Here is a 26,249-nt window from a genome sequence, read left to right as displayed (position 1 = left end):
ATTGGTCAAAATTATAGAACGGAATCGTCATGCTTACAATCGCACATAGGTGTGCCGAAAATTCGGCATGTAATTGCTGGATTTTCGGCAAGAGGGGGGATGACATTGCTAGCAGTTTCGACACAAGAAGTCATTGAAGCGATTTTGGGCAGTATTGATGAGGCTATACACGCTGTAGATGAAAATGGAATTACAATATTTTATAATTCTGTAGCTGCAAAACACGATGGATCGAAGATTGAAAAAGTGTTAGGGAAACATCTATTAGAAGCGTTCCCGTCTTTATCAAGGGAAACGAGTACATTGATGAAAGTACTAGATACAAAAAAACCTATCGTACATCAAGCACAGCATTATCAAAATTTAAATGGTGAAGATGTTTGTACAGTAAATACGACGTTACCTATTTTTATAGATGGGAATATTGCTGGGGCTGTTGAAATTGCAAAGGATTACTCTACAATTCAAAAACTTACTGACACAATTGTTGACTTACAGTCGAAAATAAAGCGATCATCTAGAAAAAAAGTGATTAAAAAGCATGCTGCATTTGAGACGATAGTGACAAATGATACGCGGTTTAAACAGACGAAAGAGTTAGCACAAAAAGTAGCACCAACAGACGCAAATGTTTTAATATATGGTGAAACAGGAACAGGAAAAGAACTGTTCGTACAAGCAATTCATGAAGCTTCTAAAAGAAAAAACAAGCCATTTATTGCACAAAACTGTGCAGCTTTACCAGAGTCGTTATTAGAAAGTTTATTGTTTGGAACGACAAAAGGAAGCTATACAGGAGCGATTGAAAGAGCTGGGCTATTTGAACTTGTTGATGGTGGTACATTATTTTTAGATGAACTGAATTCAATGCCTCTTGATTTGCAGGCAAAAATGTTACGAGTGTTAGAAGATGGAGTCATTAGAAGAATTGGTGATAATAAGACGAGAAAAGTAGATGTTCGTGTTATTACCGCAATGAACCAGCCTCCAGAAATATGTTTACGAGAGAATAAAATTCGCACTGATTTATATTATCGCTTAAACGTATTTTCATTATATATCCCACCGCTTCGTGAAAGAACTGAGGATGTATTATTATTAGCATCATATTTTTTGAAAGAATATAATAAAAGTTATAAAAAAGGTGTACTTCAAATTGATGAGGAAGCGAAAGATAGACTGCAAGCTTATCAGTGGCCTGGAAATGTCCGGGAGTTAAAACATACGATTGAACATGCTGTTATTATTGCAGAAGGGAATACATTAACAGCCAATTGTTTACCACGTACATTTCGGAAAGAGAATTTTTCGAAGAAGAAGGGTATAATGCCACTTAGAGAAGCACTTCATCAAACAGAAAAAGAATTAATAGATCAAGCGTTGATTGAAACGGAAGGGAATATATTACAAGCCGCAAAAATGTTAGGTATCCCTCGTCAAACGCTTCAATATAAACTGAGCAAGTACGACAAAACCGCCGAATAATCGGCGGTTTTTGTGTGTTTGCACGAATAAAAGAGCGTTTACATATATAAAAAGTAATGAATATGATGTTAAGTATTGATTTCATACAACGCTTAAAAATATTTTTTCGCTTATGTAATAGGGTTCTCCGCACATTTACTTATCAACAATGTAAAGTTGGCATAACTATTGCTTATATAAAGGATGAGCGTATAAAAAGGGGGAATAGCAATGTTACATGATGTATACAAACCAAATCGTCACTGGAAGGATATCGAATTATGGAAAGATGTTACTGAAGAGCAATGGAATGATTGGGTTTGGCAATTAACGAATACGATCAAAACGTTAGATGACTTAAGAAAAGTAATTAACTTAACACCTGAAGAAGAAGAGGGCGTTAAAATTTCAACGAAAACGATCCCGTTAAACATTACACCGTACTATGCTTGGCTAATGAATCCTGATGATCCACGCTGTCCGATTCGGATGCAATCAGTACCGATTTCGGAAGAGTTATATAAAACAAAATATGATTTAGAAGATCCACTTCACGAAGATGAAGATTCACCAGTTCCAGGGCTAACACATCGTTATCCAGACCGTGTACTATTCTTAGTAACAAATCAATGTTCTATGTATTGTCGTTACTGTACACGCCGTCGTTTTAGTGGACAAATTGGAATGGGTGTACCGAAGAAACAATTAGATGATGCGATTGCTTATATTAGTGAAACACCACAAGTACGAGATGTATTAATCTCCGGTGGTGATGGACTTCTAATTAACGATAAAATTTTAGAATATGTATTAAAAAATTTACGAGAGATTCCGCATGTTGAGATTATTCGTATCGGAACGAGAGCACCAGTAGTATTCCCGCAACGTATTACAGAAAATTTATGTAACATTATTAAAAAATACCATCCAGTATGGTTAAATACACATTTCAATACATCTATTGAAATTACTGAAGAATCGAAAAAGGCATGTGAAATGTTAGCGAATGCTGGTGTTCCAGTCGGAAACCAAGCAGTAATTTTAGCTGGTATTAACGACAGCGTTCCAATTATGAAAAAACTTATGCATGACTTAGTAAAAATCCGTGTACGTCCATATTATATTTATCAATGTGACTTATCTGAAGGTATCGGTCACTTCCGTGCACCAGTATCTAAAGGTCTTGAAATTATTGAAGGTTTACGTGGACACACATCTGGTTATGCTGTTCCGACATTCGTTGTTGATGCGCCAGGTGGAGGCGGTAAAATTGCACTTCAACCAAACTATTTAATCTCACAAAGTGCAGATAAAGTTGTACTTCGTAACTTTGAAGGTGTTATTACGACGTATCCAGAGCCAGAGAGCTATATTCCAGGAAGAGCGGAAGGATACTTTAAAGAGATTTATCCGAACTACGAAGAAAAACGTTCAGATGTTGGTATCGCAGGTCTTATGAGCGATAAGAAATTTAACCTCGTTCCAGACGACTTACAGCGTATGAACCGTCGTAAAGACTATGAAGATAATGATACTCATGCATCTTTAAAAGATAAACGTGATAAGCGCGATCAATTAAAAGATAAAAAATATCAAGCACAAATGGCTAAATTAGAAGAAAACGACAAAAAAACTGAGGGTGATGCAGTATGAATTGTATGTGGTGTGACAGTACAGAAGCGAAAGAAAGCTTGAATACTGTATATTGGGAATTACCAGATGGTACGAAAGCCATTGAAATCCAAAAGACACCATGTATTTCTTGTTCCTCGTGCGGGATGGACTATCAATCAGACCATACAGTAAAAGAAATTGAAGATCAATTATTTTTAATTTATACGAAAGATTTACCAAAACAACTAACATATGAAGAATTAATGGGAAGACCACGTCTATTAAAAAGAAATTATTTCGACTTTTAACCAGCTTTTATGCTGGTTTTTTTCTTTTTTGCCTTGTATAATGTACCCAAGTTAGAAAGGTAGGGAATATTTTTGAAAAAAACATTTTACCATTATATGATGAAGCATCGTGCAGCTTTATTTAGAAATGAAATTTCAGATTTAGCAGAGGCGATGTATGATGATTTAAGTTTTCCGAAGCAATCTGAAGACTATGATGAAATTAGTTCATACTTAGAGTTGAGCGGAATGCTAGAAAGTATGTCTATATTTGATGAAGCCTGGGATTTATACATACAAGATAGATAAAAACTATTTGAAAACATACAGAATACATTACTTTGTTTAAAGTGAAGTATTCTGTATGTTTTTTTATACGAAATTTGTTGATTTGAAGCTAGTCTAGTTACTAGCTTTTTTTGAGTGTAACGTAAATTTTATAAGATTATAATTTTTATTGAAAAAATTTATGAATATAAGCTTCTGTGATAAGCGTTTTTATGTAGGTTGCATATACTGATATCAAAATCACGACGTCAAAAAAAGGAGAGATAGAGATGGCAAGAAAAAAACAACCTAAATACAACGTAGGGGACATAGTCGTGATTACGCTATATGGAACCGTTGGGAAAATTACAAATATGAAGGTTTTAGATGGAGTTTATGTATACGAAGTCAATAATCACGATGGATTTTACGTAGAGCAAACATTGCAGCACGTTACAGAGCAAGATATGAAAAAGGGCGATACGGAGTGGATTGAATTAAATTATAATTTCACGTTTGGTGATCTTGTGCAAGTAACTGGATATGATAAAGATGTTTTCCGTATTGTTGGTTTTCGTACAGAAGTATGGAGATATAAGAATGACGCCTGGGAAGATACAATTTATGAATTGTCACGGATTACGGATGGTGAATGGTTAGAAGCGGATGAGTCAGATTTAACGTTACTTGCGAATGCTCAAACGGCAAATGCAATTTTGAAGAAACTGAAACAAGATAAAGCAGGTATGAATAAATTAGATTTAGGTAAGTTAAAGTCAATTAACAACTCGAAAAAAGTGAGTGTTAAGACGAATCGTCAAGAAATCATTGATGGGTTACTTGATATTTATAACGATTATCAATTATTGTTCGATACATTTAAAGATGAAGAATATAAAATTGTAATGGATGTTGTTCATAATTATTTAGTTAAATTGACAGAGAAAAAATAGTTAACTAGAAAGAGAGAATAAATTGAACAACAACATATGCAGTATAAGGTATGCCTACAACTATTAAAAAAATAAAAAGCCACTTTATAAGAGAGTCTGCCCATTGATCTTCATGCATGAACTCTTCTTTTGTTTGTCCTACTTCATATTGATTTTCCATTATTATTTCCCCCTTTGAATAGCTTGTACTACAATCGTATGCATCTCGTCCAAAGCTTATGACCTATAAAAAAATAAAATCTATTTTTCTAATCTCATATACATAATTTTGAGATTTTTTCATAAAACAGAAATAAAGGAGTGATGCTCATGAAGGAAATTGAAGTCGTGATTGATACGGAAGAGATTGCGGAGTTTTTTTATGAGCAACTAATTGAAAGAGGGTACGTCCCAAAACGAGAAGAAATTGAAGATCTCGCAGATATTACATTTGAGTATTTATTAGAGAAATGCATGATTGATGAAGTTTTTGATGAAGAGGATGAATGAAAGTAACGACGGGCATAACTCGTCGTTTTTTACTCTTTACAAACCTGTCACAAATATAGTCAATAATTATTGGTATAATGAAAAGGAAATTTTACTCAAGAGGTGAAGGGATGTTCAAAAAAATTATTGATTCTTTATTAGGAAAGAAAAAATATCGTTCGTATTCAAGTAGTGATTATCGTCGTAGAGGGCGCTCTTATTCAAGTAGCGATTATAAACGACGTTCATCTGGTTATGGACATCAACATTATAAAAGAAAACGTAAAAGCCGTAGCTTCTTTTCAAGTAGCTGATGAAATGGCGTCGTGTACTAGCATTATTTGATAGACCACTGCGAAAAAATACAATTGTTGCAGAACGTTATAAAATTGAATCAGTAATTGGAATGGGCAGTTATGGGGTTACATATGTCGTTAATGATTTACAAATAAATAGATATAAAGTCTTAAAACAATTAAGACAAAGTAAACAAAGATATGAGTCTGGTAGAAAATCATTTGAACAAGAGAAAATGATTTTACAAACATTGAATCATCATGCAATTCCTAGTCTATATGATCATTTCATATGGGAGAAAAAGAGCTTCTTTGTGATGGAGTACATGCCTGGTAAAAATTTTGAAGATTATATTTTCATAGATGGGTATGTATATACAGAACGTGAAGTTTTTGAGATTTTATATGAAATATTAGAAATTGTATCGGTGTTTCATAGTGAAGGCATTATTCATCGAGATTTACGCATTCCAAACATACTAATGAAAGAAAATCAAATTAGTATTATTGATTTTGGATTGGCTAAATGGAAAGGTGAGGATGATGAGCGAGCTACAACTTACGAAGGTGAACAAGCTTTGATGCGAGAAGTTCACTTTCGTAGCGACTTTTATGCGCTCGGTCATTTCTCATTATTTTTATTATATGCAGGATATGAATCTAATGAAAAACAGGAAAAACCATGGTACGAAGAATTAACTTTGGAAAATTATAATCGCGAAATTCTTATGAGAATGTTACAAATAAAAACGCCGTACTATGAGAATGTACAAGATTTAAAACAAGATGTAGCTTCTGTTTTAGAAAGGATGGAGACTCCATGTTTCAAAAGTTTTTAGCAAGCGTTGGTATTGGAAGTGCAAAGGTAGATACTGTTCTTGAAAAAGATGAGTATATTGTTGGGGAAGAAATAGTTGGAAAGGTTCATATAACTGGAGGTTCAGTTAGCCAACAAATTGAAAGCATTTACTTAACATTATCGACGTCGTATGTACGAGAAGTGGATGATAAAAAAGTAACAGCAACATATGATTTAGAGCGAGTACGCTTAACAGAACCTTTTTCTGTAGAACCGAATGAAAAAGTTGAAATTCCATTTTCTTTTCCAATGCCAATTGAAGCACCACTTACACTTGGTATGAAAACGGTTTGGATTCATACAGGTCTTGATATTAAACGTAGTATAGACCCAAGTGACCGCGACTACGTTCAAGTGTTACCCAATGCATTATTAAGTAGTGTTTTAGATAGTGTAAATGAATTAGGGTTTAAAGCACGTCATATAGAATGTGAAGAATTACCGCATCGATTACGTAAGCAAGTTCCATTCGCACAAGAATTTGAGTTTATTCCGGTTTCTGGAGAGCATTATGGGAAATTAGATGAATTAGAATTATTAATCTTGCCATGTGCATACGACCGACTAGAAATTATTATGGAAGTAGATAGAAAATCCCGTGGTTTAGCTGGATTATTCGCTGAGGCGCTTGATCTTGATGAGAAGGTGATTCGTTTTACCGTAACAAGAGAAGATATCCCTGAGATGAAGCAAAAAATTAATAATTATATTTTTTAATAAACTATGCATAAAAAAGAAATGGAGAGGAAAACTAAAACAACCGCTCCATTTTTTTGCATAGTGAGGTTATGTATGTGAAACGATATCGACATTTATACTTGCTAAGTTTTACGTTACTCATTTGTTTTGTCGTATTATCACTTTCGTATCATACCGCTTGTATTGAGAATTTTGACAATATAGTCGCACATTTTATTCAAAGCTTTCGAAACGATTATTTGACGACCTATTTTACTTGGGTGTCTTTTATCGGTTCCAAAAGAATATATTTTCCATTACTCATTATTCTTGTAATGTATTTTCTCGTTAGAAAAAAGTTGCTTAGTGCGTTACTTCTAACAATTAATTACTACGGATCTCGTTATTTAAACAGTATGCTTAAACTATGGTACGAACGAGCAAGACCTGATGTCACGCAGCTTGTTACTGCGACTGGATATAGTTTTCCGAGCGGTCATACGATGAATGCTACTGCTTTTTTAGGATTTATTGCATACGTCACAATTACTGAAGATCGTATTTCGTTGCATAAAAAATTATTAATTATTCTTATAGCAAGCTTTGTTGTATTATCTATTTCAGTTAGCCGAATATATCTTGGCGTGCACTATCCATCTGACGTATTAGCAGGATGGGCAGCTGGCGGTAGCTGGCTCGTTTTATGTGTTATATTTCATAAAACGTTCATAAAAAAAGAACCTATGTCATAATAGGTTCTTTTTTCATTGGCTCAACATGAATGTGTGCATGGTAAATTCCAAACTTTTTGCGAAGCATAGCCTCGATATTGTCAGTAATACAGTGACTTTCTCCAACATCCATACGAGCATCTACTTCAATTGTAATATCAACGTACGTTTGATTCCCGTACATACGTGCTCGAATATCTACAATGTTTTCCACACCGCCAATATGCTCAATAGCATCAGCGTATTCTTCCATTTTATCAGGATCAATTCCATCTGTTAGCATATGAGAAGATTCTACGAAAATCTCCCATGCAGTTTTACAAATAATAAGACCGACAATTAAAGCGGCAATAGGGTCTAAAATAGGCATTTGGAACTGAGAACCGACAATACCTACTACAGTACCAATACTTACGAGTGCATCTGATAAATTATCCTTTGCAGCGGCTTCTAATGATTTACTTTTTGTTCGTGCTGCAATTTTTTTCGTATACAAATACACGCAGTACATAACGACAGCAGAAAATAAAGCAACCCATGCAGCGAGTACATTTGGTGCTGCTTGTTTCGGATTTAAGAAAGATTGAATGGCACTAATAACAACTTCTAATCCGACTGTTGCCATAATGAAGGACGCAACAAGTGATGCGATTTGTTCGGCCCGCGAATGCCCATACGGATGATCTGGGTCACGAGGTTTACGAGATATTTTTAGACCAATTAATATCGCTAAAGAAGCACCGATATCCGTTAAGTTATTTAAACCGTCAGCACGTAATGCACTAGAGAGGGTAATATAACTGATGATGATTTTCATAGAGGATAAAAATATGTAGGCCATAATGCTGACAATAGCACCTTTATCAGCTTCTTTATGAGAAAGAGTATCCATTTTAATCACTCACCTTTCTTTAAAGGAATTTCTTTCTATAAATAGAGTATCAAACGAAAGTCGTGTGGGTCTATACAAACATTGTTGACGTTTTATAGCTTTTTAAGAAGGGGATAACAAAGTTTCGTGAAGGAAAAATATGTTGAAAAGTACAAAGTCAGGGTGTAAACCGAATGGGAGTTTATTTACTAAAGAGATAGGAGGCTAGATGGATGAAGAAACGAATACTTTTCTTACTATGTATTATTCTTATAATGACAAGGTGTAATTCATTAAACGATGAAAAACGTCAAAAGATAATTGTGAAAATAGATGAAAGCCCTCTGAAAAATATTTTCCAGAGGGCTTTTATTTTAGTATGCTTCTAAAAACTCAGTAACTTGCTCTTCAGTTTTTGCGTTAGCACTATGTAAGTGGCCTAACTTCTCACCATTTTGGTATACAAGTAAACTTGGAATACCCATTACTTGATACTCTTCAGCGATACTTGGAAACTCATCTTTATTAATAGAATACCATTCAAATTTATTGAACTCTTCCATTACATCTCCGATAAAGTTGTCCATACGTACGCAATCTGGGCACCATGTAGTAAAGAACTTAACAACTACTGGCTCCTCGCTTGCGATGAGGTCTTTGAATTCTTGTTCTGTTTTAATTTCTTTCATAAGTAAAACTCCTTTCAATATCACACGAATTTATATGCAAAATTCGTATTTGCAAACATGTTGCAAACTTATTATTTGTTTTTTAGTTTTGTAGTTCGTTCACACTTATAAAATTGTATGTAACATGACTGCGCTACTAAGTGTGAAAATAACGGAACCTCACTTTTCTTTATAAGCTTTTTCCAGGATTGTGTCAAACTTTTGAATTTTATACAGAAATTAAAGAAGCCCACACTTTGATTGAGTATGGGCAGAGTGACTAAAATTAATCGCTTATTAATTTCGAATAGATATTTAAATCGATAAGCTTTCCAGCTGATTTTTCGCTCTTTCTCAGAGTACCTTCAAAAGTAAAGTTTAATTTTTCTAATACTTTTATGGAATTTACATTTGCAGGTTCAACTTTTGCTTCAACACGATTTAGTTTTAGATGTGTAAAAGCATAATCTAATAAAGAGGATATTGCTTCAGGTGCATATCCTTTACCCCAAAATGTTTTTGAAATATCATAGCCAATCTCAGTCTTTGAGTTTTCAAAATCTAAGGAATTATAGCCACATGAACCGATAATGTGATTAGATTCTTTTTCAATAATAGTAAAACGTATAGCTTTATTATTTTGAGCGAGTTCGTTAAGGAATTGAATCATATCTTTTGCCTGGTTCTCATCAGTGAAATTACTTATATTCATGAATTTAGTAACATCAGGATCAGACCATATTTTAAACATACTTAGTGAATCAGATGCTTTCATTTTCCTTAAATATAATCTCTGTGAGTGTAGTTCTGTAATCAATACTTTTACCTCCGTTATGTTGTAATGATAGGTAGATTAAAAATATTGATATCTGCGCATAATTCAGTCCCTTCTAGATTAATTAACTTTTATTATACAAGAAAATAACTACATTGAACAAAAGCGTTAATTGGAGGTAACGAAATGACAAACTAATCAATTGAATATTGCGTTCAGTGTGATTAAGAAAGTGGTGTATAAAGATGGGACGAGATGAGAGTTACTGCCAAACTAAAAAAAGAGTAAATAATTTAAAAACATTTTACATTCATTTAACCATCTACATACTAGTCAATCTGATGCTTTTTTACTTTTTAAGTAGTGAATTAGCTATTTTTTATTCTATAAAGAAATAACTCCGAAGCTCATATCTTTTCATGATAATATAAAGTGAAGAGGAGGGCCTTCCCTTTAATTATTAGTACACACTAATCAGGTTTTACGGGTAGTTAATTTTTTATCTAACTTCCCCGTATGTACTGAATTTTAATGTGGAAATGTTCGTTAATGCGAGATAAAAGAAAAAAGAGGATATATGAATGCTTGTATTAGGTTTTATGTTAATTGGTTTAGGTATTTTTATTGTTTGTCTGACTGTAATTGATGGAATCAGAGAGACAAAGGAAGATGGTTTCAGTGGGTTTAAAGATTTTATTATTATTGTGCTGGTGCATATTATAGAAATAATCAGTGATTTATGGGGATTCCAATTGCTATTCATATTGATAGGATTGGTTTGCATCGGATTTGGCGTTGCTATTTTAACAGTAGAATTGTAGTGGAAGATAAGTAAAGGGCATCTAATTAAGATGCCTTTTTATATTAATTACAAAAATTGAATCAGGTTAGAAATTATATGGTTGTAATGGGAATTGAGGGATATGAATAAAAAAATTATCCTGCATTAACGGGCAGTAAGCCCCCCACTGATTAAAGTTTCACTTTATTAGGGATTTGCCTTAAACATTTATTGCAGTCAAGAATATTTATAATAATATGAACTAAAAAAGGTCCAATTTTTGTAATGTTGGAGGGGATTATTGTGGACATAACTCAAAGCGTATCAAGAATAGTGGTTAATGGGAAAGACCTTTCTTTCACTTCAGTTCAAACCTCTGCATGGAATCATGGACCTGTAAATGATTTAATCGTTACGACGAATCAGAGAGTGAATGAGCTTTATCAATTTATGTGGTCACAAGTACCGGTTACGATTTCGGTATATTTCCTTCAAGGAGCGGATTTACTTAGGTTCGTTAGGGTTGCGGGAATTAATGAGCGTGTAACGGGAGAATATGTATATCATTTCATTTGGTGATAAGAAGAATTCAAAGTAGTCTAGCAGCTACTTTTTTATTTTGTCATTTGAATATAATCGAGCGGACTAGCTTTATAGTACCCACTGAAATAATGAATCATAATATAATTTGTAATAAATTATACGGGAAGGGAGCTGAAAATAATGTTTTATTCATATTTTAATTCTGAAGCTGGTATGCGACCAGCTTATGGTACATCTATAACGTATAGTGGAGCACAAAGTACAGTCCAAGCTATTCAACAAGCATTGCAAATGCAACAACAATTGCAAATGCAGCAGCAAGGTGTACAACCGTATTATTCATCCGTAGAGTATTTTTACCCAGTACATCAAGTTACACCGTACGGAAGTTCTTTTCTGACTATTCCATATGGGACTGTATACAACTTATAACTAGTAAGGAATGAAGTGGTGTATATAAATAAGGGTGCAGGTTAATAGCGCCCTTATGAATAATAAAAATAGCTAGTCCAAACCTTATAAATCAAGCTTACATAATATGTAGTAATAAGTTTGAAAGGGGAATTAGTATGTCTTGTTATTACTACTGTAAGTATTGTAAGGAGTATAAAAAGAAGCATCATGATTGTTGTAAGAACACTAGTAAGTGTCATGATAACAAGGACAATCTTGTTAGAGCATCGGCATTTAGAGCTAGAAATACTGTGAATCAAAATGTTCCTGCTAATACTTTTGTGAAAGTGTTATTTCAAAATGAACAATTTGATTTAGCGAATGAGTATAATCCAGCAACATCTATTTTTATGCCGAAGACTAAAGGTGTATATTCTATTATTGGAACGATTGGTTTCTTTCCAAACGATCCAACTTTAAATTATAGAGCACGTGTAGAAATTCGTGTGAATGGAAACGCAGCGATAGCAATAGATAATGACTTTTTTGGTCCAATAAGTTTTGGAAATGTCGTAAGTGTTTCGACGATTGTTCAATTGAATGCAGGGGATGAAGTTGAGATTTATGCACAAAGTAGTATAGATGGAGTTTTAAGTCCTTTAGAAGATGGTGCACATTTTGAAGCAGCAAGATTTCCTTCTCCAATTAAATAAAGTCATTAAACAATGAGTTTACAGAAGCTTAAAGGTAAATCCTCACCGAAATGGTGAGGGTTTTTTACTCTATGAAAAGTAGTAACAGGTCGTCCAAACTATTCTAATCTATATTGCATACTTTGTAATAATTAATGTAAAGGGGGACTTACTATGACTTATTATTACTGTAAGTATTGTAAAGATTACAAAAAGGAAAGTCATGATTGTTATAGGAAAAGTAGTAAATGTGATAGGAAGCATGTAAAGGTGAAGTGTTGTGATGATAAGAAAGAGGAGCTTGTAAGGGCATCGGCATTTAGAGCAGTGAATACAGTTAATCAACCTGTTCTAGCAAATACTCCTATTAAAGTATTATTTCAAAATGAACAATTTGATCTAGCGAATGAATATAATCCAGTAACATCCATTTTTACTCCGAAAACTAGAGGGGTATATAGTGTATTAGGAAATATAACATTTTCTCCAAATGATTTTAATGTGAATTACAGAGCTAGAGTAGAAATTCGTGTAAATGGAAATCCAGCAATAGCGATAGATAATGATTTCTTTGGAACAGGAGTATTTTTTAATAATGATGTTTCCGTAACTACTATTCTTCAATTAGAAGCAGGAGATTTAGTTGAAATTTTTGCAGAAAGTAGTATTGCGGGCGTAATTGTACAAAATGTTAATGGTGTAAATACGGTTCACTTTGAAGCAGCAAGATTTCCTTCTCCAATTAAATAAAGCAGATCATCAAATGTTTTTTAGTAGGTTTAGTTAATCCCCTTACCAAATGGTGGGGGATTATTATTGTTTTTCTAAAATATATAAGTAAATAGGTAAAGTGTAGTTTAATTTTTAGATGCTTCAACCTTCTTCAGATAATGAACAAAATAATACGTAAATAAGTAACATGCTTGTGAAAACTCAGTGTTAGTAAGTTTACTAGTTTTCTTATAGAACAAGAAAGATGGAATACATAAAAGATCGTATCATTACGTTTTTTTTACTATATAGAAATTATATATTGAACATAGATTTGTGTAGGGAATGCTAATACACTGAAAAGAATAACATAAAGACGATTACACTATATAAAAACAAAATCAATCCTAAGATGAGTAGTATTGGATGCAGCTTGAACATATTTGACCTCCTTGAGTATATAAAGAATTTTAATATATTGTAGGTCAATTTAGAAGGGGAAGGTTACATAAAAAAAGAGCATACATAAAAAGTACGCTCCAAAGAAAGATAGGTTTTATGAGTGGATAATCTCCATACAATAATATATGCTCCTTTAATGAAAAAGTGTAAAGAATCAATAAATTATCAATGGAATATCATAAAATGAGTAATTTTAGTTTAGGAATGCAGTTATTTTCTTTCTCAGTTATTTTAGGTAACAAAGTTGTGAAAATCGTACATTATGCGGACTAACAACGGGATAGCGATCGTACTTCAGTTACATATTTCTTAAAGTCTGGGTATTGCGTGATAGTCTGACATTTAGGGGTGCATAGTTGATTAATTATAGACACATTTGTAATTACTTCGTTACAAGGACCGAAAAATGTAACTTTTAGTTTTGAATTAGGTGGAACTTTAAATATGATAGGTTTTTTTTTCACGAAATCAGCTCCTAATATTCCATAATATATATGCGTCACCTCTTTATTTAAATAATTATTAAGGTGTATTTATATAGTATGAAATCTTAGTTAAGTTGATTATAGTATAGAGCCTTATGGCCATATAAGTACTTAAACATGTGAAAAAAAACTGAGAATACTATATGAAATGTTTAATTAATATAATATGAAAAATGAGTAGTTTATCTAATGCATTTTTTGTCCTAATACATATTATGGTAGTGAGAATTGTATGAGGAGGTAATAAAAGAATGCAAGAAAATGTACAAGCTCAACCTCAGCTTTCACCACCGTGGATCACATATTTTAATAAATTGGTAAATTCAATAGGCGCTGATCCAACTGTTACAGTTGGTCCACTTATTCCAGTTGGTGGGAATTTTATTATTTTAGTGCATGCGTTAAGTAATGAAAAAGCGATAGCGTTAGCAACGCTTCTAAAATCTTTTGTAGAATTTGGGAACGTAAGTGTGACAGTTATTGTAACGAATAATGAAAATCAAATCGTAAATCCAGTACCTTGTCCACTAGATGCTTTTGAAATTGCACATTTATTTCTAGTAGCACTAGAAAATAATCCTTATTTTGATCAAGTTGTGGTACAGCCTCAGTTCCCTGGCGGATCTAATGTTGTCTTTCCGGTGTTTAAAGCCGAAGTGATTCAATTTTTTAATGATGATATTTCAAATTTATGTCAAACGTTTACAGGTGTTGCTGCAAATGTATTTCATGATGTTATGCAGGATGAGATTTGTGATATCCCAATTCTATTTTCCACAAGTTGTGTTATGAGTAGTGAAAATCAAGAATTGCAAAATGCAGATTTAGCACCAAAGTTATTTTATTAAACTGTAGAAAGACATTTTCATGAATAGAAAATGTCTTTTTATATGTATCAAAGTCGTTTTTTTAGCTAATATCCCGTTGATTAAAATTTTTCTAAATCTCAGCATGTAAAGATAGTAATTTTGACTTAAGAATATATAGAAAATGAGGGATGAATTTTTTAGTTGAAAGGGAATTGATATTGGAAATTTTAATTTAATAATGTAGGAGGATTTTTTCTAATATCCGTAAAAATGATTGATAGGACGAGATTACATAACAAATGAATAGTAGGGTGTATTTCAAATATTTTATGTGGCAAATATGTTAAAACTAATAGAAATATTTCTGAAAGAGAATATATTTTTAAAAACAGTAAAGATTCTTTTTATTTATATTATAGATAGCTAGTTTCAGAGAGGGGAGGCTTACAATAAAGCAAGCTATGAATAGGACATTAAAAAGGAGCTGGAATGTATGGGTTATATTGTAGATATTTCAAAATGGAATGGAACTATCAATTGGGATATTGCAGCATCTCAGCTAGATTTAGTGATAGCTAGAGTTCAAGATGGCTCTAATACGGTGGATTTTATGTATCAAAACTATGTTAGTGAAATGAAAAAGCATAGTATCCCATTTGGTAATTATGCTTTTTGCCGTTTTATATCTATTGCTGATGCAAAGAAAGAGGCACAAGATTTTTGGAATCGTGGTGATCAATCAGCTAAGTTTTGGGTGGCGGACGTAGAAGTTCAAACGATGGCAGATATGCAAGGCGGGACACAGGCATTTATTGATGAATTACGCCGTTTAGGTGCGGAAAAAGTAGGATTATATGTAGGGCATCACACGTATTTATCATTTGGAGCACGTAATATGGAAGCTGATTTCGTATGGATTCCTCGTTATGGAGGGAATAAGCCAGCATATCCATGTGATATTTGGCAATATACGGATTCAGGGAATGTTCCTGGGATTGGGAAATGTGATCTGAATCGATTAGTAGGAAATAAGTCACTTTCTTGGTTTATAGATTCGAACAAAGCAAATCAACCTAACATAGTGTATACACAGCAACCGAATGGCATTGGTATTGCAGTTTCGAAATATCCTGATGGATACGGAATAAATTTATATGAAAACCCCATGAATCCTCAATTTACAGGTGCACTCACTCAGAAAATTCCATATTTAATCTTAACAGGTTATTGGGGAGGCGGTGAGCAAGATATGATTTGTTTAGGGAACGATAAGCAGTGGGCATATTTAAAACATTTTAAGGTGAAATGGTTTTATACAACTTCGAAATATCCTGTTGGCTACAGAGTAAATTATTATGAAGAGCCTGAATGTATGAATTATAAAGGAACTATAGATGGATCGACATCTTTTCGAGTGTGGGGTAGAGTGGGAAATGCAGTAGATATCGGGCAGAATCGTTGGATACCTGAAGAACATGTAAGTATTAAGTAACTATAGCAGTCGTATTGTTTTTGAGGTGTATGTAAAGAGTCTTCTTACTATACATAATAGTAAGAAGACTCTTTATGTTTGGAAATGGAAATGCATGATACATAGTCAACTCATATGAAATGAATTACATGTAGAAAACACACTGTTTTCACAATGCCTGTGTATAGTTAATTTGCATAATGATAAAAGTGAGGTATTTGAATTGAAAAAGAAAAAAATATTTATTGGAACAATTATTTCATGCGTGATGCTAGCATTATCTGCATGCGGTTCCTCAGACAACGTAGTAACATCAAAAGTAGGAAATGTTACAGAGAAAGAATTAAGTAAAGAATTACGACAACAATATGGAGAAAGTACTTTATATCAAATGATGTTAAGTAAGGCATTGTTAGATAAATATAAAGTTTCGGATGAGGAAGCAAAAAAGAAAGTAGAAGAAGCAAAAGATAAAATGGGTGAGAACTTTAAATCGACTTTAGAACAACTTGGATTGAAAAATGAAGATGAATTAAAAGAAAAAATGAAGCCAGAAATTGCATTTGAGAAAGCGATTAAAGCAACAGTCACAGAAAAAGATGTGAAAGATAACTATAAACCAGAAATGAAAGTAAGTCACATTTTAGTGAAAGATGAAAAAACGGCTAAAGAAGTAAAGGAGAAAGTAAATAATGGTGAAGATTTTGCTGCCTTAGCAAAACAGTATTCAGAAGATACTGGGTCAAAGGAACAGGGTGGGGAAATATCTGGTTTTGCTCCTGGACAAACAGTGAAAGAATTTGAGGAAGCTGCGTATAAATTAGATGCAGGCCAAGTAAGTGATCCAGTTAAAACAACTTATGGTTACCATATTATTAAAGTGACGGATAAAAAAGAATTAAAGCCATTTGATGAAGTAAAGGAAAAAATTCGTAAAGATTTAGAACAACAAAGACTACAAGATACGACAGGTAAATGGAAACAACAAGTAGTCAATGATTTATTGAAAGATGCTGATATTAAAGTGAATAATAAAGAATTTAAAGATACATTTAAATTTCTAGAAAAGAAATAATGATTGTAATCATAATTAGAAAAGGGAACTCATATAGAGTTCCCTTTTCTAATTAGTGTGTGAGTTATAAATAGATAGTAAGACAATACAATATTACATTTAAATATTAAGAATTACAATGGGAAATTATGGATGGTAATTAAAGGTGCTATAATTATTTCAACGAAAGTGTATATTATACGGTTTTCATTATGCAAGGGTGTTACATATATTTATCCTTTAATAATGGATATCGAACATAATTTGAAAAATAATACATATAATGTTTTTGAATAAATATTTAACATGGATAATTAGTAAAAAGCTGAGCATTCGAATGGAAAGGATGTTCTTTTTGGTGTGAAAATTTTAGGATAAAGAATGAATCGTTTTAAACGCGTCATTTACCACATCAATAAATTAAGGTGGGGAGAATATATGAAAGTAATCTTTCAAGGAGAGGGCGGCGCGAAAATTTTTGAGTCATATGATGAAAATGTAAGTGATTTATTAGCTATATTAAAAGAAACGAAAGGGATTAAAATCGGGATTGTTGAGTATAAAGTGTTAAAGTACGAACTTAATTATTTTCGTCATCCGAAAAAAGCGGATACAGAGAGAGAGTTACATATAATAGTACAACCTAAGTATATGTAATGAAATGTAATAATAAAAATCACTGATTCAGTTTTGTAAAGTTTCATAGAGTATGTAAGAAAAGAGAGTGTTGTAAATGCTCTCTTTTCTTATGCTTTGTGAGTTCGTTCATCATAGCATATGTTTTCAGTTATAGATGGTTAATAAACGAAAAAATTTAAAACTTTTTTGTTTAGGCAGGGATTTTATATTTAAGTAAATAAATATACTATGAAGTATTTTTATACGAATATTGGAGGAGTATAAAATGAGTTTAGCAAGTTACATAGGCTGTAATGTAGAAATTCCGTTAACGGATCCAGATTCTAATGATGTAATTGTTTTTGGACCGTGTTTTGCAGATGAAAGTATGCTTGAAATTGTACATGAGTATCAATTCCAAACAAATTACACATATGAGGTTTCAACTAGTTGGGGAATTGAACTTGTCGAGTGGCAAAACGTAAAGGAAAAAAAGAAGCGAAAGAAAAAATTTTAACTTTATGCAAGATTATGGAAGGTTATTCGGAAGATGGAGACTATTTCGAATTATTTAGTTGTTGGGTTGGTGATGAAGATAAGGAACGAGTAGGGGAATTGAAATTAAAAATAAATCATTTTAATATAGATGAATTATGTATTCCAGAAAGAACATTAGTTAGGATAGAAAAATAAAATTTGAAATATTTTTTAGAAACAGGCGATTTCACTTTGTGTGAAGTCGCCTTTTAGTTGTTATATGCATTTTACATAAAAAATGAGAAGTTTATTTGATAAAGGAAAAAAGTATGGAGATAATTAAAATTTTGTTTTTTGTTAAAAAATAATAAGTATGGCTCTTCTCAAAAGAACGTAAGTTCGTGTATGATAAGAACGAATGTTCTTTTGAGAGGGTAACCTAATTATAGTTTAGAAGTAAATCCGAGTTTAGTGAGTATTAAAAATAACTAAGGGATAGTATGGCTAAATAAATGTATAAATGATCAAGGAGATAAAAAATGAACGATGTAAAGATACAAAAAGAAGAAAGAGAGTGGGTTCCGTTTACAGTAATGTCCGAACAACTTTTAAATATGAGAAAGATTATTGGAGAGAAATTAAAAGTACAAAAACCGCTTTTAACAAACGAAGCAAAAGAGAGAATTTCTGATAAATTATTAACGTCATTACTGTCTGAGAAAGAAATATTGGTAACATATTTTGAAGATGGCTACATATTAACAAGCTATATGACAGTTGTACATATCAATCCGGTAAAACAAATTGTAATTTGTACAGACGCCTTTTATAAAACTTATGTATTTAACGCTATGGATATTATTGAAATAACGTAAAAGAAGCTGAATATTAAATGGCAGCTTCTTTTATTTCTGATTTATGAAACAAATAATACAAGAAAAAGCAGCTAGCTTCGTGCTAGCTGCTGAGCCCCAGGGAAAGGGAGAAAAAGATAGGGTACTCCAAAATCAACAAGAGCTGTCAAACAGCCTGATTATAGTATAGACAAATTTAAATTTTCTATACAGAAAGTTGAACATAAGATTAGGCTGTACCCACTTGGTTTTGATCTGCAAGGTCAGAATCAAATGTATTGGTCGCACTAACACCGCTAAAAGTATTAACAACAAAGCCAACGTTTGATGCGCCGGAACCATTATAAGCTTTCGTATTTTCTTTCGGAGAAACGTTGTAGAAATCACCTAAGTTAAATGAACCATTACTATTTTGTACAACTAAATTCCCTACAACTGATGGCATAATTTTCACCTGCTTTATAATAAGTTGTTAACATTACTATATGGAGGTATAGTCCAGATGGTTCATATAATAAAAATTGTGGAACAGTAAAACGTTTGGAGCATGGATTTCAATAAAAGTGTGTTAAAATTAATATAATAAAGTTGAGTAATTTTTTAAAAAAATTTGTATAATTGATATATACGAAAATAAAGGAGGCAAAATGTAATGAAAGATATTATGAAAAAAGTTGATTTAACAGATGCCAAATCAAGTAATCTTGTTGCACTAATTTATAGTAATGAAGTTATATTAGTTGAAGACGCATTTTGTCCAAATGAAATAAAATTAAAGTTTAATGAAATTGCAATTTTATCTGCAATTAAAACAGCTCATATTGCGAAAGTGTCTATTAGGAAAGAACTTGAAGCGCTTTTTCATGATACGGGTGTTATATTAGTGAAACAAAATGTTGATTATGGTAGTAGCCAATCTATTACCATGCATTTTGAGCAATTTAAAAAATTGCAACATGAGATTGAATATTTAAATAAAAGTATGTAATAAGGCAGCTAAATAAAGGTTCTATCATAAGGATGGAATGTGTTGTGTTGAAAAAGTGGTTTGAAAATTATTTGAGTGAATCGCATTGTAAACATAAATATATTTTTATTAAGATGCAGGATAATGAAAATTTTTGAAAAAGTACACTAGGTGTAGTTTATCCCGCTATTTGCCGGGCAGCTCGATTGGTTCAACTAATAATCAGTGGAGGATGAACAAAACCCTCACTGATTAAAGTTTCACTTTATATGTATCAATGTGAGAAATGTGGAAAAGAGAAGTTGAAATGTAAAAACAATAATGAAATAAACAATGAATTTTTAGATATATAGCAAAAAGTAACCATGATGGTTACTTTTTTGTTTATGTATGCAATATCAAAACCATTACTAAAGTATGAGTTGAGTTGATACTTTAGTAAATGGCTGAATAAAAATGAAGAGAGTAAGATATAGGGAAGGAGGATGAGAGAAATGAAGCGAAAAGAAATTAGTAAATCTGTAATTATTACAGGCGTGACACAAGGGCTAGGACGTGCGATGGTTGATCGATTTCATGAATTAGGGTGGAACATATATGGTTGTGGACGTTCAAAAGATAAAATTGAAGAACTGAAAAAACAGTACAGTAAAATACATGATTTCCAAGTAATTGATGTTTCAGATTCTCAGCAAGTTAACAATTGGGCAAATTATATACTTAATAGACATACGGCTCCCGATCTTATAATAAATAATGCATCGATTGTAAATCAAAATGCACAACTTTGGAAAATTACGGCTCAAGAATTCGAAAATGTAATGAATGTAAACGTGAATGGTGTAGTAAATGTAATAAGAGCGTTTGTTCCCGCAATGGTAGCTAGGAAAGAAGGAATTATCATTAATATGAGTTCTAGTTGGGGGAGAGAAGGTGAAGCTGAGCTTGCGCCATATTGTGCCTCGAAATTTGCAATTGAAGGTATCACTAAATCTATGGCACTGGAATTACCCCATGGCATGGCTGTAGTTGCTTTAGATCCTGGAGGGAGTATTAGCACTCCAATGCTGAAGTCATGTGCGCCACAATATATAAATGAATCACCTACACCTGAAACTTGGTCACATAAAGCAATTCAATATATATTGAATATAACAATAGATGAAAATGGAGATTCATTGACATGCCCAGCATGCATATAAAAAAGCACCTTTAAGGTGCTTTTTTATATTAGTAACACATTATATCATTCACAAAATTACATCTGAAAAATAAAATAAAAGATTAAGGATGGAATTTGTTTATCCCGCTATTTGCCAGTCAGTAAGACCCCCACCTCAAAATTCAGCGAAAGCAAATAATTTAGGCGGAGGATGAAGAAAAAACCACTGATTAAAGTTTCTCTTTATTTTGAAAGGTTTAGAAAATATTTAAATAGGTGATAAAAATGAATCCAAGCGGTTTAAAAGTGACAGGGGCATGGTTTCAAGTAGGAGGGAACCTTACAGCTGCAATTGGAACGACAAGAGGGTTTATTGGAGAAGAGAAAGTTGAATCGGATCTTGTTATTGTAGGAAGCTCATTACAAGCCCTCGGGTATATATTACAAATCATTGCGAGCAAGTATAATGACGGGGAAGAAAAAAGGGAAAAGCAAAATATAGGCTTAGAGAATCAAAGTAAATTACTTGATCGAATAGGAATTGAGTTATTAGCATTAGGGAATATATCAACTGTAATAGGAACATATTTTAATATAAATGAACAATTGAAAGAAAATGATTATCTTATCATTACAGGGAACAGTTTACAATCAATCGGTGCTTTTTTAGGAGTAGAAGCAGCTTTGATAGATATAAATGTATTACAGAAAATTATTATATTAGGTAACTCCATGCAAAGTTTAGGTGCTGGATTACAAGCGTATCAAGGTGTTTCAAATGTATTGAAAGATGAGAGAGAAAATGAAGATAGTATTTTTGATAAGAAGGATGAGAGAATAATTGCACTCATTGGTATTTGGATACAAGCGATAGGAACGTTAATTTCTGCAATTGGAGTAACTGCAATAGAGGAAGAAAATAGGCTAGAAAAAAATGGGAAGTCTGAAATACTTATATAAATAGAAGGAGATACATTGATTTTAGAAGCAGGTTAAGATTAAAATAGTAGTAGGTTTTTTTGCCTATAGTTAGAATATATTAAAGTAAGAGATGCTATGTATACTTAATGAAAATTTATGTAATGCCAACATCATAAGGTTTCTTTGCTTATATTTTGAAAAGTGATATATAAAATACAAAATAAGGAGTTTTCAAGGGATGATGTATTTAGTAGCAATTTTTCTTCCACCTGTTGCTGTATTATTTTGTGGAAAACCAATTCAGGCAATAATAAATTTCATATTAACATTAATATTTTGGGTTCCAGGAGTTATACATGCAATTCTTGTAGTGCATGATAAAAAAGCTGATCGGCGTTTGAAAAAACAAATTCAAGCATATGATGAAATCAATAAGAGGAATCGAAGATAATTCATCTATAAAATATTTTTAAAAGAAAGGAGGATTAACCTCCTTTTTTTAGTGGGTGTTAAGTTTAAATTTTTGTGTGGCGGAAAGAATTTTTAATATAAGTTTTATGGTAATAACTTTTAGATTGTGCATGTAATAGGCCAGTATAAATACTTTCTGGTACATTAAAGAAATCGTACATACCATTCTTTAATTGGATTCGCAAAATCATAGAAAAAGGATTATAGCCAACAGCAACTATATTTTTTGAAATCACGGGAGATAGCTTCATCATTACGCAACTCCTCACTTTTCATTTTTAATAATTTCTTGTAGATGTTGAGGTTGTGAAGTTGAAATCCTTATAATTTAAGAGGTATTATACTTATATGCAATATATTAAATATTTGTTATACGTAATTATAAAGAAGTTCACACGAAGTACATATCGTTGTGCTATTTTTATTTCACCTTTGATTTATAAATAAGAAAATATTGACCATTTGAAAAAAAGGTATATTATTTATACGAGGTATTAAAAATTCACTTTTTACATTCTATGCTTAAAGGGGCAGCGTTATTAGGAAAAATAGAAGTGAAAATAGTTTGTATAAGAAGTATTCTAAAATTTATAATCTGTGAATTGGGAAAATATTGAATGCTCCAGGTCAATATACTTTCTTAATCAAATTCATTTTAGAAAGTGACCTCAATATTTTTAAGTAAATCAACGGGAGAATTGAAAGGCAGGAGAAAGTAACATGTCAGAAAATTATCGTTCTCGAGAGGAACGACGACAAGTTAAAAAGAAAAAACAGCCAGCTTCTAAAACACAAAAACCAAAAGGTAAAACATCATTCTTTCGCAAGTTTTTAATTACTTGTTTATTACTTGGTATTGTTGGTTTAGTGGCGGGGGTTGCTACCTTTTTCGTAATGATTAAGGATGCACCAAAACTTGAGAAAGCAAAACTTGTTAATCCGTTATCCTCAAAAATTTATGATAAAAACGGGGATTTGGTATATGAATATGGAAAAGAAAAAAGGACGAATGTTACGTATGAGCAAATACCTAAATTAGTAGAAAATGCATTTTTAGCGACAGAAGATTCACGTTTTTATGAGCATAGCGGAGTAGATTTTAAAGGTACTGCCCGTGCTGTTCTAGTAAGTCTTAAAGGAGATTATGGTTCTCAAGGTGGAAGTACGATAACACAGCAAGTTATTAAAAATTACTTCTTATCAATGGACAAAACACCAAAGCGTAAGGCACAAGAAATATATTTAGCTTATAAGCTAGAACAACAGTATTCAAAACATGAAATATTAGAGATGTACTTAAATAAAATTAACTTAGGAAACCGTTCATATGGGATCGCAACAGCAGCACAAAACTACTATGGTAAAGAATTGAAGGACTTAACATTACCAGAAGTTGCGATGCTTGCAGGTTTACCGAAAGCACCGAATAACTATGATCCAACGAAAAAAGAAAATGTTCAAAAAGCAACAGAAAGAAGAAATGTTGTTCTAAACTTAATGAATCGACATGGATATATAACAAAACAGGAAATGGAAGAAGCATCAAAAGTTGACGTAGAAAAGGGACTCAAGCCTGCAACTCAACTACAAACAATGCCATACCCTGCATTTATGGATGCAGTTGTGAAAGAAGTAGAAAAAGAATTACCAGATGCTAATATCGGTTCTGACGGTTTAGAAATTTATACAACGTTAGATCCGAAAGCACAGAAACTTGCTGATAATATTTTAAATAATAATATCATTGATTATCCGAATGATAAATTCCAAGGTGCATTTACATTTATGGATACGAAAACAGGAGAAGTTCGTGCTATAGGTAGTGGCCGTGGAGAAAATAAAGCTGTATTTAAAGGGCATAATATGGCAATTGAATTAGATCGTGCAGCTGGTTCAACGATGAAGCCGATTTTCGACTACGCTCCTGCAATTGAATATTTAAAATGGGCAACGTACCATCAAATTGATGACTCTCCATTTAAGTATTCAACGGGACAAGAAGTACGAAATTCAGATAGAAGTCATATGGGTCCAATTACAATGCGTGTAGCATTAGAAAAGTCACGAAATATCCCAGCAATTAAGACTGCGAAAGAAGTTGGAATTAATAAATCAAAAGACTTCTCTGAGAAATTAGGCATTACATTTAATGCGGCACCGACTGAATCAACAGCGATTGGTACAAATGAAGTATCACCAACTGAAATAGCGGGCGCTTATGCGGCATTTGGTAATGAGGGTAAATATACGAAACCGCATTTTGTTAAGAAAGTCGTTTATCCAGATGGTAAGTCACAAAGTTTTGGACAAAAACCAAAACAAGTTATGACAGATTCTACAGCATATATGATTACAGATATGCTTCGTACTGTAGTTACATCAGGTACTGGTACATCTGCAAACGTAGCATCCTTAGATGTAGCTGGTAAAACGGGTACGACAAACTACTCATCAAAACAATTAGCTCAATATAAAATTCCAGAAAGTGCAACTCGTGATAGTTGGTTTGCTGGATATACACCGCAATATACGATGGCAGTATGGACTGGGTATATGAAAGATGGTAAAGACGAGTATATTAGTAGTAAAAATACGAAAATTGCACAGTTGATCTTTAAAGAAATGATGAGTGAAATGGCTACAGATAAATCACGCTTTAAAATGCCAAGTAGCGTCATTCAAGAAGGTAGTGAGCTACGTATAAAAGGTGAAAAACGTGATTCATCGCCAAATACTAGCGTGCCGGATACAACGGAGCAACCAAAACAAGATCAACAGCAAAAAACTGAAGAAGAGAAAAAGCAAGAAGAATTAAAGAAACAAGAAGAACTGAAAAAACAAGAAGAACAAAAGCAACAAGAGGAACTTAAGAAGCAAGAAGAACAAAAGAAACTAGAAGAGCAAAAGAAACAAGAAGAAGAAAAGAAACAAAATGAACAAAATAACGGAAATGGTCAAGGAACGACACCTCCAGCGAATAACGGAGGAGGCCAAGGAACGACACCTCCAGCAAATAACGGAGGAGGTCAAGGAACGACACCTCCAGCGAATAACGGAGGAAACCAAGGAACGACACCTCCAGCAAATAGCGGAGGAGGCCAAGGAACGACACCTCCAGCACATAATGATGGAGGTCAAGGAACTCCAACCCCACCTGCAACAGTACAACCAAATAATGGTGGAAATACAGGAGAGGTTCCTGCCAATAATGGACAATAAGAAAAATTTATAGAAAAGTTTTCAAAAGAGCACTTAAGATTTGTAGGAATTTACAATCTTAAGTGCTTTTTTCATTTTGCTACAGAAAATGTAATGTTAAGGGCTGGATAGAAGAAAAAGAGTGAATTAACGTAAAGAGAGGAAAGTCTATTTGCAAAAGATGGTATGTGTTGGTTATCCCGCAAAGTGACTAACTGTGATGAATCATATAAAGTATTAAATAAGTAA

34 protein-coding genes and 2 pseudogenes are annotated in these 26,249 nt (G+C 32.7%); 29 read left to right on the top strand and 7 right to left on the bottom strand.

Translation table 11 applies throughout. The features are described from left to right. Positions 1-99: 99 nt before the first annotated feature. The 5 genes from rocR (at position 100) to RT27_RS14785 (ending at position 4,585) form a co-directional block, all read left to right on the top strand. The gene (gene rocR, locus RT27_RS14805) at positions 100-1,485 is read left to right on the top strand and encodes an arginine utilization transcriptional regulator RocR (protein ID WP_023521852.1); all 1,386 of its coding nucleotides are present in this window, start codon (positions 100-102) and stop codon (positions 1,483-1,485) included. A 210-nt stretch (positions 1,486-1,695) separates the two neighbouring features. Continuing rightward, a complete protein-coding gene (gene ablA, locus RT27_RS14800; RefSeq protein ID WP_000902145.1) occupies positions 1,696-3,117 on the top strand; it encodes a lysine 2,3-aminomutase in 1,422 nt (473 codons plus the stop codon). After that, positions 3,114-3,386: a YokU family protein gene (locus RT27_RS14795; RefSeq protein ID WP_000995766.1), complete on the top strand. Its 273-nt coding sequence runs from the start codon at positions 3,114-3,116 to the stop codon at positions 3,384-3,386. Before ablA ends, RT27_RS14795 begins: the two co-directional genes overlap by 4 nt. A gap of 72 nt (positions 3,387-3,458) precedes the next feature. Continuing rightward, positions 3,459-3,674 carry a YozE family protein gene (locus RT27_RS14790; RefSeq protein ID WP_000750717.1) on the top strand — a complete coding sequence of 72 codons (216 nt, stop codon included), beginning with the start codon at positions 3,459-3,461 and terminating at the stop codon, positions 3,672-3,674. A 248-nt stretch (positions 3,675-3,922) separates the two neighbouring features. Then, positions 3,923-4,585, top strand: coding sequence for a hypothetical protein (locus tag RT27_RS14785; protein WP_000101498.1), 663 nt, complete (start codon positions 3,923-3,925; stop codon positions 4,583-4,585). A gap of 4 nt (positions 4,586-4,589) precedes the next feature. Here the strand turns inward: RT27_RS14785 and RT27_RS33450 are convergent, their stop codons facing one another. Next, complete coding sequence (locus tag RT27_RS33450; RefSeq protein WP_000431486.1) at positions 4,590-4,745, bottom strand: DUF3930 family protein; 156 nt, start codon at positions 4,743-4,745, stop codon at positions 4,590-4,592. 149 nt (positions 4,746-4,894) lie between these two features. On the opposite strand from RT27_RS33450, the gene RT27_RS14780 reads away from it, so the two are divergent. From RT27_RS14780 to RT27_RS14760, 5 genes are all read left to right on the top strand, one after another. Then, on the top strand, positions 4,895-5,074 hold the full coding sequence (locus tag RT27_RS14780) for a YozD family protein (RefSeq protein ID WP_000658451.1): 180 nt from the start codon (positions 4,895-4,897) through the stop codon (positions 5,072-5,074). Positions 5,075-5,184: 110 nt separating this feature from the next. After that, the gene (locus RT27_RS14775) at positions 5,185-5,367 is read left to right on the top strand and encodes a hypothetical protein (RefSeq protein WP_000473371.1); all 183 of its coding nucleotides are present in this window, start codon (positions 5,185-5,187) and stop codon (positions 5,365-5,367) included. Further along, positions 5,367-6,188 (top strand): protein kinase, encoded by an 822-nt coding sequence (locus RT27_RS14770; RefSeq protein WP_043936531.1) that lies wholly within the window; start codon positions 5,367-5,369, stop codon positions 6,186-6,188. Before RT27_RS14775 ends, RT27_RS14770 begins: the two co-directional genes overlap by 1 nt. After that, positions 6,170-6,925, top strand: a complete 756-nt coding sequence (locus RT27_RS14765) for a sporulation protein (protein ID WP_029442235.1) — start codon at positions 6,170-6,172, stop codon at positions 6,923-6,925. Before RT27_RS14770 ends, RT27_RS14765 begins: the two co-directional genes overlap by 19 nt. Before the next feature lie 77 nt (positions 6,926-7,002). Next, positions 7,003-7,638, top strand: coding sequence for a phosphatase PAP2 family protein (locus RT27_RS14760; RefSeq protein WP_000833369.1), 636 nt, complete (start codon positions 7,003-7,005; stop codon positions 7,636-7,638). Here the strand turns inward: RT27_RS14760 and RT27_RS14755 are convergent. The 3 genes from RT27_RS14755 to RT27_RS14745 form a co-directional block, all read right to left on the bottom strand. Beyond that, complete coding sequence (locus tag RT27_RS14755; RefSeq protein WP_000380385.1) at positions 7,628-8,509, bottom strand: cation diffusion facilitator family transporter; 882 nt, start codon at positions 8,507-8,509, stop codon at positions 7,628-7,630. The genes RT27_RS14760 and RT27_RS14755 overlap by 11 nt on opposite strands. A 353-nt stretch (positions 8,510-8,862) precedes the next feature. After that, on the bottom strand, positions 8,863-9,177 hold the full coding sequence (locus tag RT27_RS14750) for a thioredoxin family protein (protein WP_016081745.1): 315 nt from the start codon (positions 9,175-9,177) through the stop codon (positions 8,863-8,865). Between the two features lie 265 nt (positions 9,178-9,442). Continuing rightward, positions 9,443-9,973 carry a GNAT family protein gene (locus RT27_RS14745; RefSeq protein ID WP_000627261.1) on the bottom strand — a complete coding sequence of 177 codons (531 nt, stop codon included), beginning with the start codon at positions 9,971-9,973 and terminating at the stop codon, positions 9,443-9,445. A 203-nt stretch (positions 9,974-10,176) separates the two neighbouring features. Between RT27_RS14745 and RT27_RS33445 the strand changes: the two are divergent. The 6 genes and pseudogenes from RT27_RS33445 to RT27_RS14720 all read left to right on the top strand — a co-directional run. Further along, a pseudogene (locus RT27_RS33445) lies at positions 10,177-10,281 on the top strand (2TM domain-containing protein); the annotation flags it as partial. 231 nt (positions 10,282-10,512) lie between these two features. Beyond that, entirely contained in the window at positions 10,513-10,752 is a 240-nt protein-coding gene (locus tag RT27_RS14740) for a hypothetical protein (protein ID WP_029442237.1), read from the top strand. 263 nt (positions 10,753-11,015) lie between these two features. Next, positions 11,016-11,291, top strand: coding sequence for a hypothetical protein (locus RT27_RS14735; RefSeq protein WP_000355695.1), 276 nt, complete (start codon positions 11,016-11,018; stop codon positions 11,289-11,291). 144 nt (positions 11,292-11,435) lie between these two features. Beyond that, entirely contained in the window at positions 11,436-11,687 is a 252-nt protein-coding gene (locus tag RT27_RS14730) for a DUF3947 family protein (protein WP_029442238.1), read from the top strand. Between the two features lie 137 nt (positions 11,688-11,824). Further along, complete coding sequence (locus RT27_RS14725) at positions 11,825-12,361, top strand: hypothetical protein (protein ID WP_001278088.1); 537 nt, start codon at positions 11,825-11,827, stop codon at positions 12,359-12,361. A gap of 153 nt (positions 12,362-12,514) precedes the next feature. Continuing rightward, positions 12,515-13,090 (top strand): hypothetical protein, encoded by a 576-nt coding sequence (locus RT27_RS14720; RefSeq protein WP_043936530.1) that lies wholly within the window; start codon positions 12,515-12,517, stop codon positions 13,088-13,090. Positions 13,091-13,782: 692 nt separating this feature from the next. Here RT27_RS14720 and RT27_RS14715 read toward each other — a convergent pair. Further along, positions 13,783-13,977: a hypothetical protein gene (locus RT27_RS14715; protein ID WP_043936529.1), complete on the bottom strand. Its 195-nt coding sequence runs from the start codon at positions 13,975-13,977 to the stop codon at positions 13,783-13,785. A gap of 272 nt (positions 13,978-14,249) precedes the next feature. Here RT27_RS14715 and RT27_RS14710 point away from each other — a divergent pair, with 272 nt between their 5' ends. The 7 genes from RT27_RS14710 (at position 14,250) to RT27_RS14680 (ending at position 19,302) form a co-directional block, all read left to right on the top strand. Beyond that, entirely contained in the window at positions 14,250-14,846 is a 597-nt protein-coding gene (locus RT27_RS14710; RefSeq protein WP_016081741.1) for a hypothetical protein, read from the top strand. Between the two features lie 454 nt (positions 14,847-15,300). After that, on the top strand, positions 15,301-16,299 hold the full coding sequence (locus tag RT27_RS14705; RefSeq protein WP_029442240.1) for a glycoside hydrolase family 25 protein: 999 nt from the start codon (positions 15,301-15,303) through the stop codon (positions 16,297-16,299). 202 nt (positions 16,300-16,501) lie between these two features. Further along, on the top strand, positions 16,502-17,353 hold the full coding sequence (locus tag RT27_RS14700; RefSeq protein WP_000727352.1) for a peptidylprolyl isomerase PrsA: 852 nt from the start codon (positions 16,502-16,504) through the stop codon (positions 17,351-17,353). Positions 17,354-17,770: 417 nt separating this feature from the next. Further along, positions 17,771-17,989, top strand: coding sequence for a hypothetical protein (locus RT27_RS14695; protein ID WP_000864277.1), 219 nt, complete (start codon positions 17,771-17,773; stop codon positions 17,987-17,989). A gap of 247 nt (positions 17,990-18,236) precedes the next feature. Further along, positions 18,237-18,467: a hypothetical protein gene (locus RT27_RS35780; RefSeq protein WP_042968896.1), complete on the top strand. Its 231-nt coding sequence runs from the start codon at positions 18,237-18,239 to the stop codon at positions 18,465-18,467. Beyond that, positions 18,422-18,643, top strand: coding sequence for a hypothetical protein (locus RT27_RS35775; RefSeq protein ID WP_043936528.1), 222 nt, complete (start codon positions 18,422-18,424; stop codon positions 18,641-18,643). Before RT27_RS35780 ends, RT27_RS35775 begins: the two co-directional genes overlap by 46 nt. 323 nt (positions 18,644-18,966) lie before the next feature. After that, the gene (locus RT27_RS14680; protein WP_001999741.1) at positions 18,967-19,302 is read left to right on the top strand and encodes a YolD-like family protein; all 336 of its coding nucleotides are present in this window, start codon (positions 18,967-18,969) and stop codon (positions 19,300-19,302) included. A 208-nt stretch (positions 19,303-19,510) separates the two neighbouring features. Here the strand turns inward: RT27_RS14680 and gerPF are convergent, their stop codons facing one another. Further along, a complete protein-coding gene (gene gerPF / locus RT27_RS14675) occupies positions 19,511-19,726 on the bottom strand; it encodes a spore germination protein GerPF (RefSeq protein WP_001141569.1) in 216 nt (71 codons plus the stop codon). A 207-nt stretch (positions 19,727-19,933) separates the two neighbouring features. Here gerPF and RT27_RS14670 point away from each other — a divergent pair, with 207 nt between their 5' ends. From RT27_RS14670 to RT27_RS14655, 5 genes and pseudogenes are all read left to right on the top strand, one after another. Further along, a complete protein-coding gene (locus RT27_RS14670) occupies positions 19,934-20,269 on the top strand; it encodes a hypothetical protein (protein WP_016081736.1) in 336 nt (111 codons plus the stop codon). A gap of 44 nt (positions 20,270-20,313) precedes the next feature. Continuing rightward, positions 20,314-20,601 (top strand): annotated as a pseudogene (locus tag RT27_RS36230) (hypothetical protein). Positions 20,602-20,742: 141 nt separating this feature from the next. Next, a complete protein-coding gene (locus tag RT27_RS14665) occupies positions 20,743-21,450 on the top strand; it encodes an SDR family oxidoreductase (protein ID WP_016081735.1) in 708 nt (235 codons plus the stop codon). Between the two features lie 245 nt (positions 21,451-21,695). After that, complete coding sequence (locus tag RT27_RS14660) at positions 21,696-22,370, top strand: hypothetical protein (RefSeq protein ID WP_043936527.1); 675 nt, start codon at positions 21,696-21,698, stop codon at positions 22,368-22,370. 199 nt (positions 22,371-22,569) lie between these two features. Continuing rightward, a complete protein-coding gene (locus tag RT27_RS14655; protein WP_016081733.1) occupies positions 22,570-22,782 on the top strand; it encodes a YqaE/Pmp3 family membrane protein in 213 nt (70 codons plus the stop codon). Positions 22,783-22,846: 64 nt separating this feature from the next. Here the strand turns inward: RT27_RS14655 and RT27_RS14650 are convergent, their stop codons facing one another. Further along, positions 22,847-23,056 (bottom strand): KTSC domain-containing protein, encoded by a 210-nt coding sequence (locus RT27_RS14650; RefSeq protein WP_000977080.1) that lies wholly within the window; start codon positions 23,054-23,056, stop codon positions 22,847-22,849. Positions 23,057-23,522: 466 nt separating this feature from the next. On the opposite strand from RT27_RS14650, the gene RT27_RS14645 reads away from it, so the two are divergent. After that, positions 23,523-26,021: a PBP1A family penicillin-binding protein gene (locus tag RT27_RS14645; RefSeq protein WP_043936526.1), complete on the top strand. Its 2,499-nt coding sequence runs from the start codon at positions 23,523-23,525 to the stop codon at positions 26,019-26,021. The last annotated feature ends 228 nt before the right edge of the window (positions 26,022-26,249 follow it).

It is taken from the genome of Bacillus sp. L_1B0_5, assembly GCF_000836715.1.
Classification (GTDB): domain Bacteria; phylum Bacillota; class Bacilli; order Bacillales; family Bacillaceae_G; genus Bacillus_A; species Bacillus_A thuringiensis_S.
This window is presented reverse-complemented; position numbering and strand designations above follow the sequence as displayed.

Bases quoted from the DNA above. Each gene is read 5' to 3' on its own strand.
- RT27_RS14660 (WP_043936527.1), top strand. From the start codon at position 21,696: ATGAATCCAAGCGGTTTAAAAGTGACAGGGGCATGGTTTCAAGTAGGA.
- RT27_RS14725 (WP_001278088.1), top strand. From the start codon at position 11,825: ATGTCTTGTTATTACTACTGTAAGTATTGTAAGGAGTATAAAAAGAAG.
- rocR (WP_023521852.1), top strand. From the start codon at position 100: ATGACATTGCTAGCAGTTTCGACACAAGAAGTCATTGAAGCGATTTTG.
- ablA (WP_000902145.1), top strand. From the start codon at position 1,696: ATGTTACATGATGTATACAAACCAAATCGTCACTGGAAGGATATCGAA.
- RT27_RS35780 (WP_042968896.1), top strand. From the start codon at position 18,237: ATGAGTTTAGCAAGTTACATAGGCTGTAATGTAGAAATTCCGTTAACG.
- RT27_RS14795 (WP_000995766.1), top strand. From the start codon at position 3,114: ATGAATTGTATGTGGTGTGACAGTACAGAAGCGAAAGAAAGCTTGAAT.
- RT27_RS14770 (WP_043936531.1), top strand. From the start codon at position 5,367: ATGAAATGGCGTCGTGTACTAGCATTATTTGATAGACCACTGCGAAAA.
- RT27_RS14695 (WP_000864277.1), top strand. From the start codon at position 17,771: ATGAAAGTAATCTTTCAAGGAGAGGGCGGCGCGAAAATTTTTGAGTCA.
- RT27_RS14670 (WP_016081736.1), top strand. From the start codon at position 19,934: ATGAAAGATATTATGAAAAAAGTTGATTTAACAGATGCCAAATCAAGT.
- RT27_RS14655 (WP_016081733.1), top strand. From the start codon at position 22,570: ATGATGTATTTAGTAGCAATTTTTCTTCCACCTGTTGCTGTATTATTT.
- RT27_RS14785 (WP_000101498.1), top strand. From the start codon at position 3,923: ATGGCAAGAAAAAAACAACCTAAATACAACGTAGGGGACATAGTCGTG.
- RT27_RS14705 (WP_029442240.1), top strand. From the start codon at position 15,301: ATGGGTTATATTGTAGATATTTCAAAATGGAATGGAACTATCAATTGG.
- RT27_RS14720 (WP_043936530.1), top strand. From the start codon at position 12,515: ATGACTTATTATTACTGTAAGTATTGTAAAGATTACAAAAAGGAAAGT.
- RT27_RS14730 (WP_029442238.1), top strand. From the start codon at position 11,436: ATGTTTTATTCATATTTTAATTCTGAAGCTGGTATGCGACCAGCTTAT.
- RT27_RS14680 (WP_001999741.1), top strand. From the start codon at position 18,967: ATGAACGATGTAAAGATACAAAAAGAAGAAAGAGAGTGGGTTCCGTTT.
- RT27_RS14780 (WP_000658451.1), top strand. From the start codon at position 4,895: ATGAAGGAAATTGAAGTCGTGATTGATACGGAAGAGATTGCGGAGTTT.
- RT27_RS14775 (WP_000473371.1), top strand. From the start codon at position 5,185: ATGTTCAAAAAAATTATTGATTCTTTATTAGGAAAGAAAAAATATCGT.
- RT27_RS14710 (WP_016081741.1), top strand. From the start codon at position 14,250: ATGCAAGAAAATGTACAAGCTCAACCTCAGCTTTCACCACCGTGGATC.
- RT27_RS14665 (WP_016081735.1), top strand. From the start codon at position 20,743: ATGAAGCGAAAAGAAATTAGTAAATCTGTAATTATTACAGGCGTGACA.
- RT27_RS14765 (WP_029442235.1), top strand. From the start codon at position 6,170: ATGTTTCAAAAGTTTTTAGCAAGCGTTGGTATTGGAAGTGCAAAGGTA.
- RT27_RS14755 (WP_000380385.1), bottom strand. From the start codon at position 8,509: ATGGATACTCTTTCTCATAAAGAAGCTGATAAAGGTGCTATTGTCAGC.
- RT27_RS14650 (WP_000977080.1), bottom strand. From the start codon at position 23,056: ATGATGAAGCTATCTCCCGTGATTTCAAAAAATATAGTTGCTGTTGGC.
- gerPF (WP_001141569.1), bottom strand. From the start codon at position 19,726: ATGCCATCAGTTGTAGGGAATTTAGTTGTACAAAATAGTAATGGTTCA.
- RT27_RS14645 (WP_043936526.1), top strand. From the start codon at position 23,523: ATGTCAGAAAATTATCGTTCTCGAGAGGAACGACGACAAGTTAAAAAG.
- RT27_RS14750 (WP_016081745.1), bottom strand. From the start codon at position 9,177: ATGAAAGAAATTAAAACAGAACAAGAATTCAAAGACCTCATCGCAAGC.
- RT27_RS14740 (WP_029442237.1), top strand. From the start codon at position 10,513: ATGCTTGTATTAGGTTTTATGTTAATTGGTTTAGGTATTTTTATTGTT.
- RT27_RS33450 (WP_000431486.1), bottom strand. From the start codon at position 4,745: ATGGAAAATCAATATGAAGTAGGACAAACAAAAGAAGAGTTCATGCAT.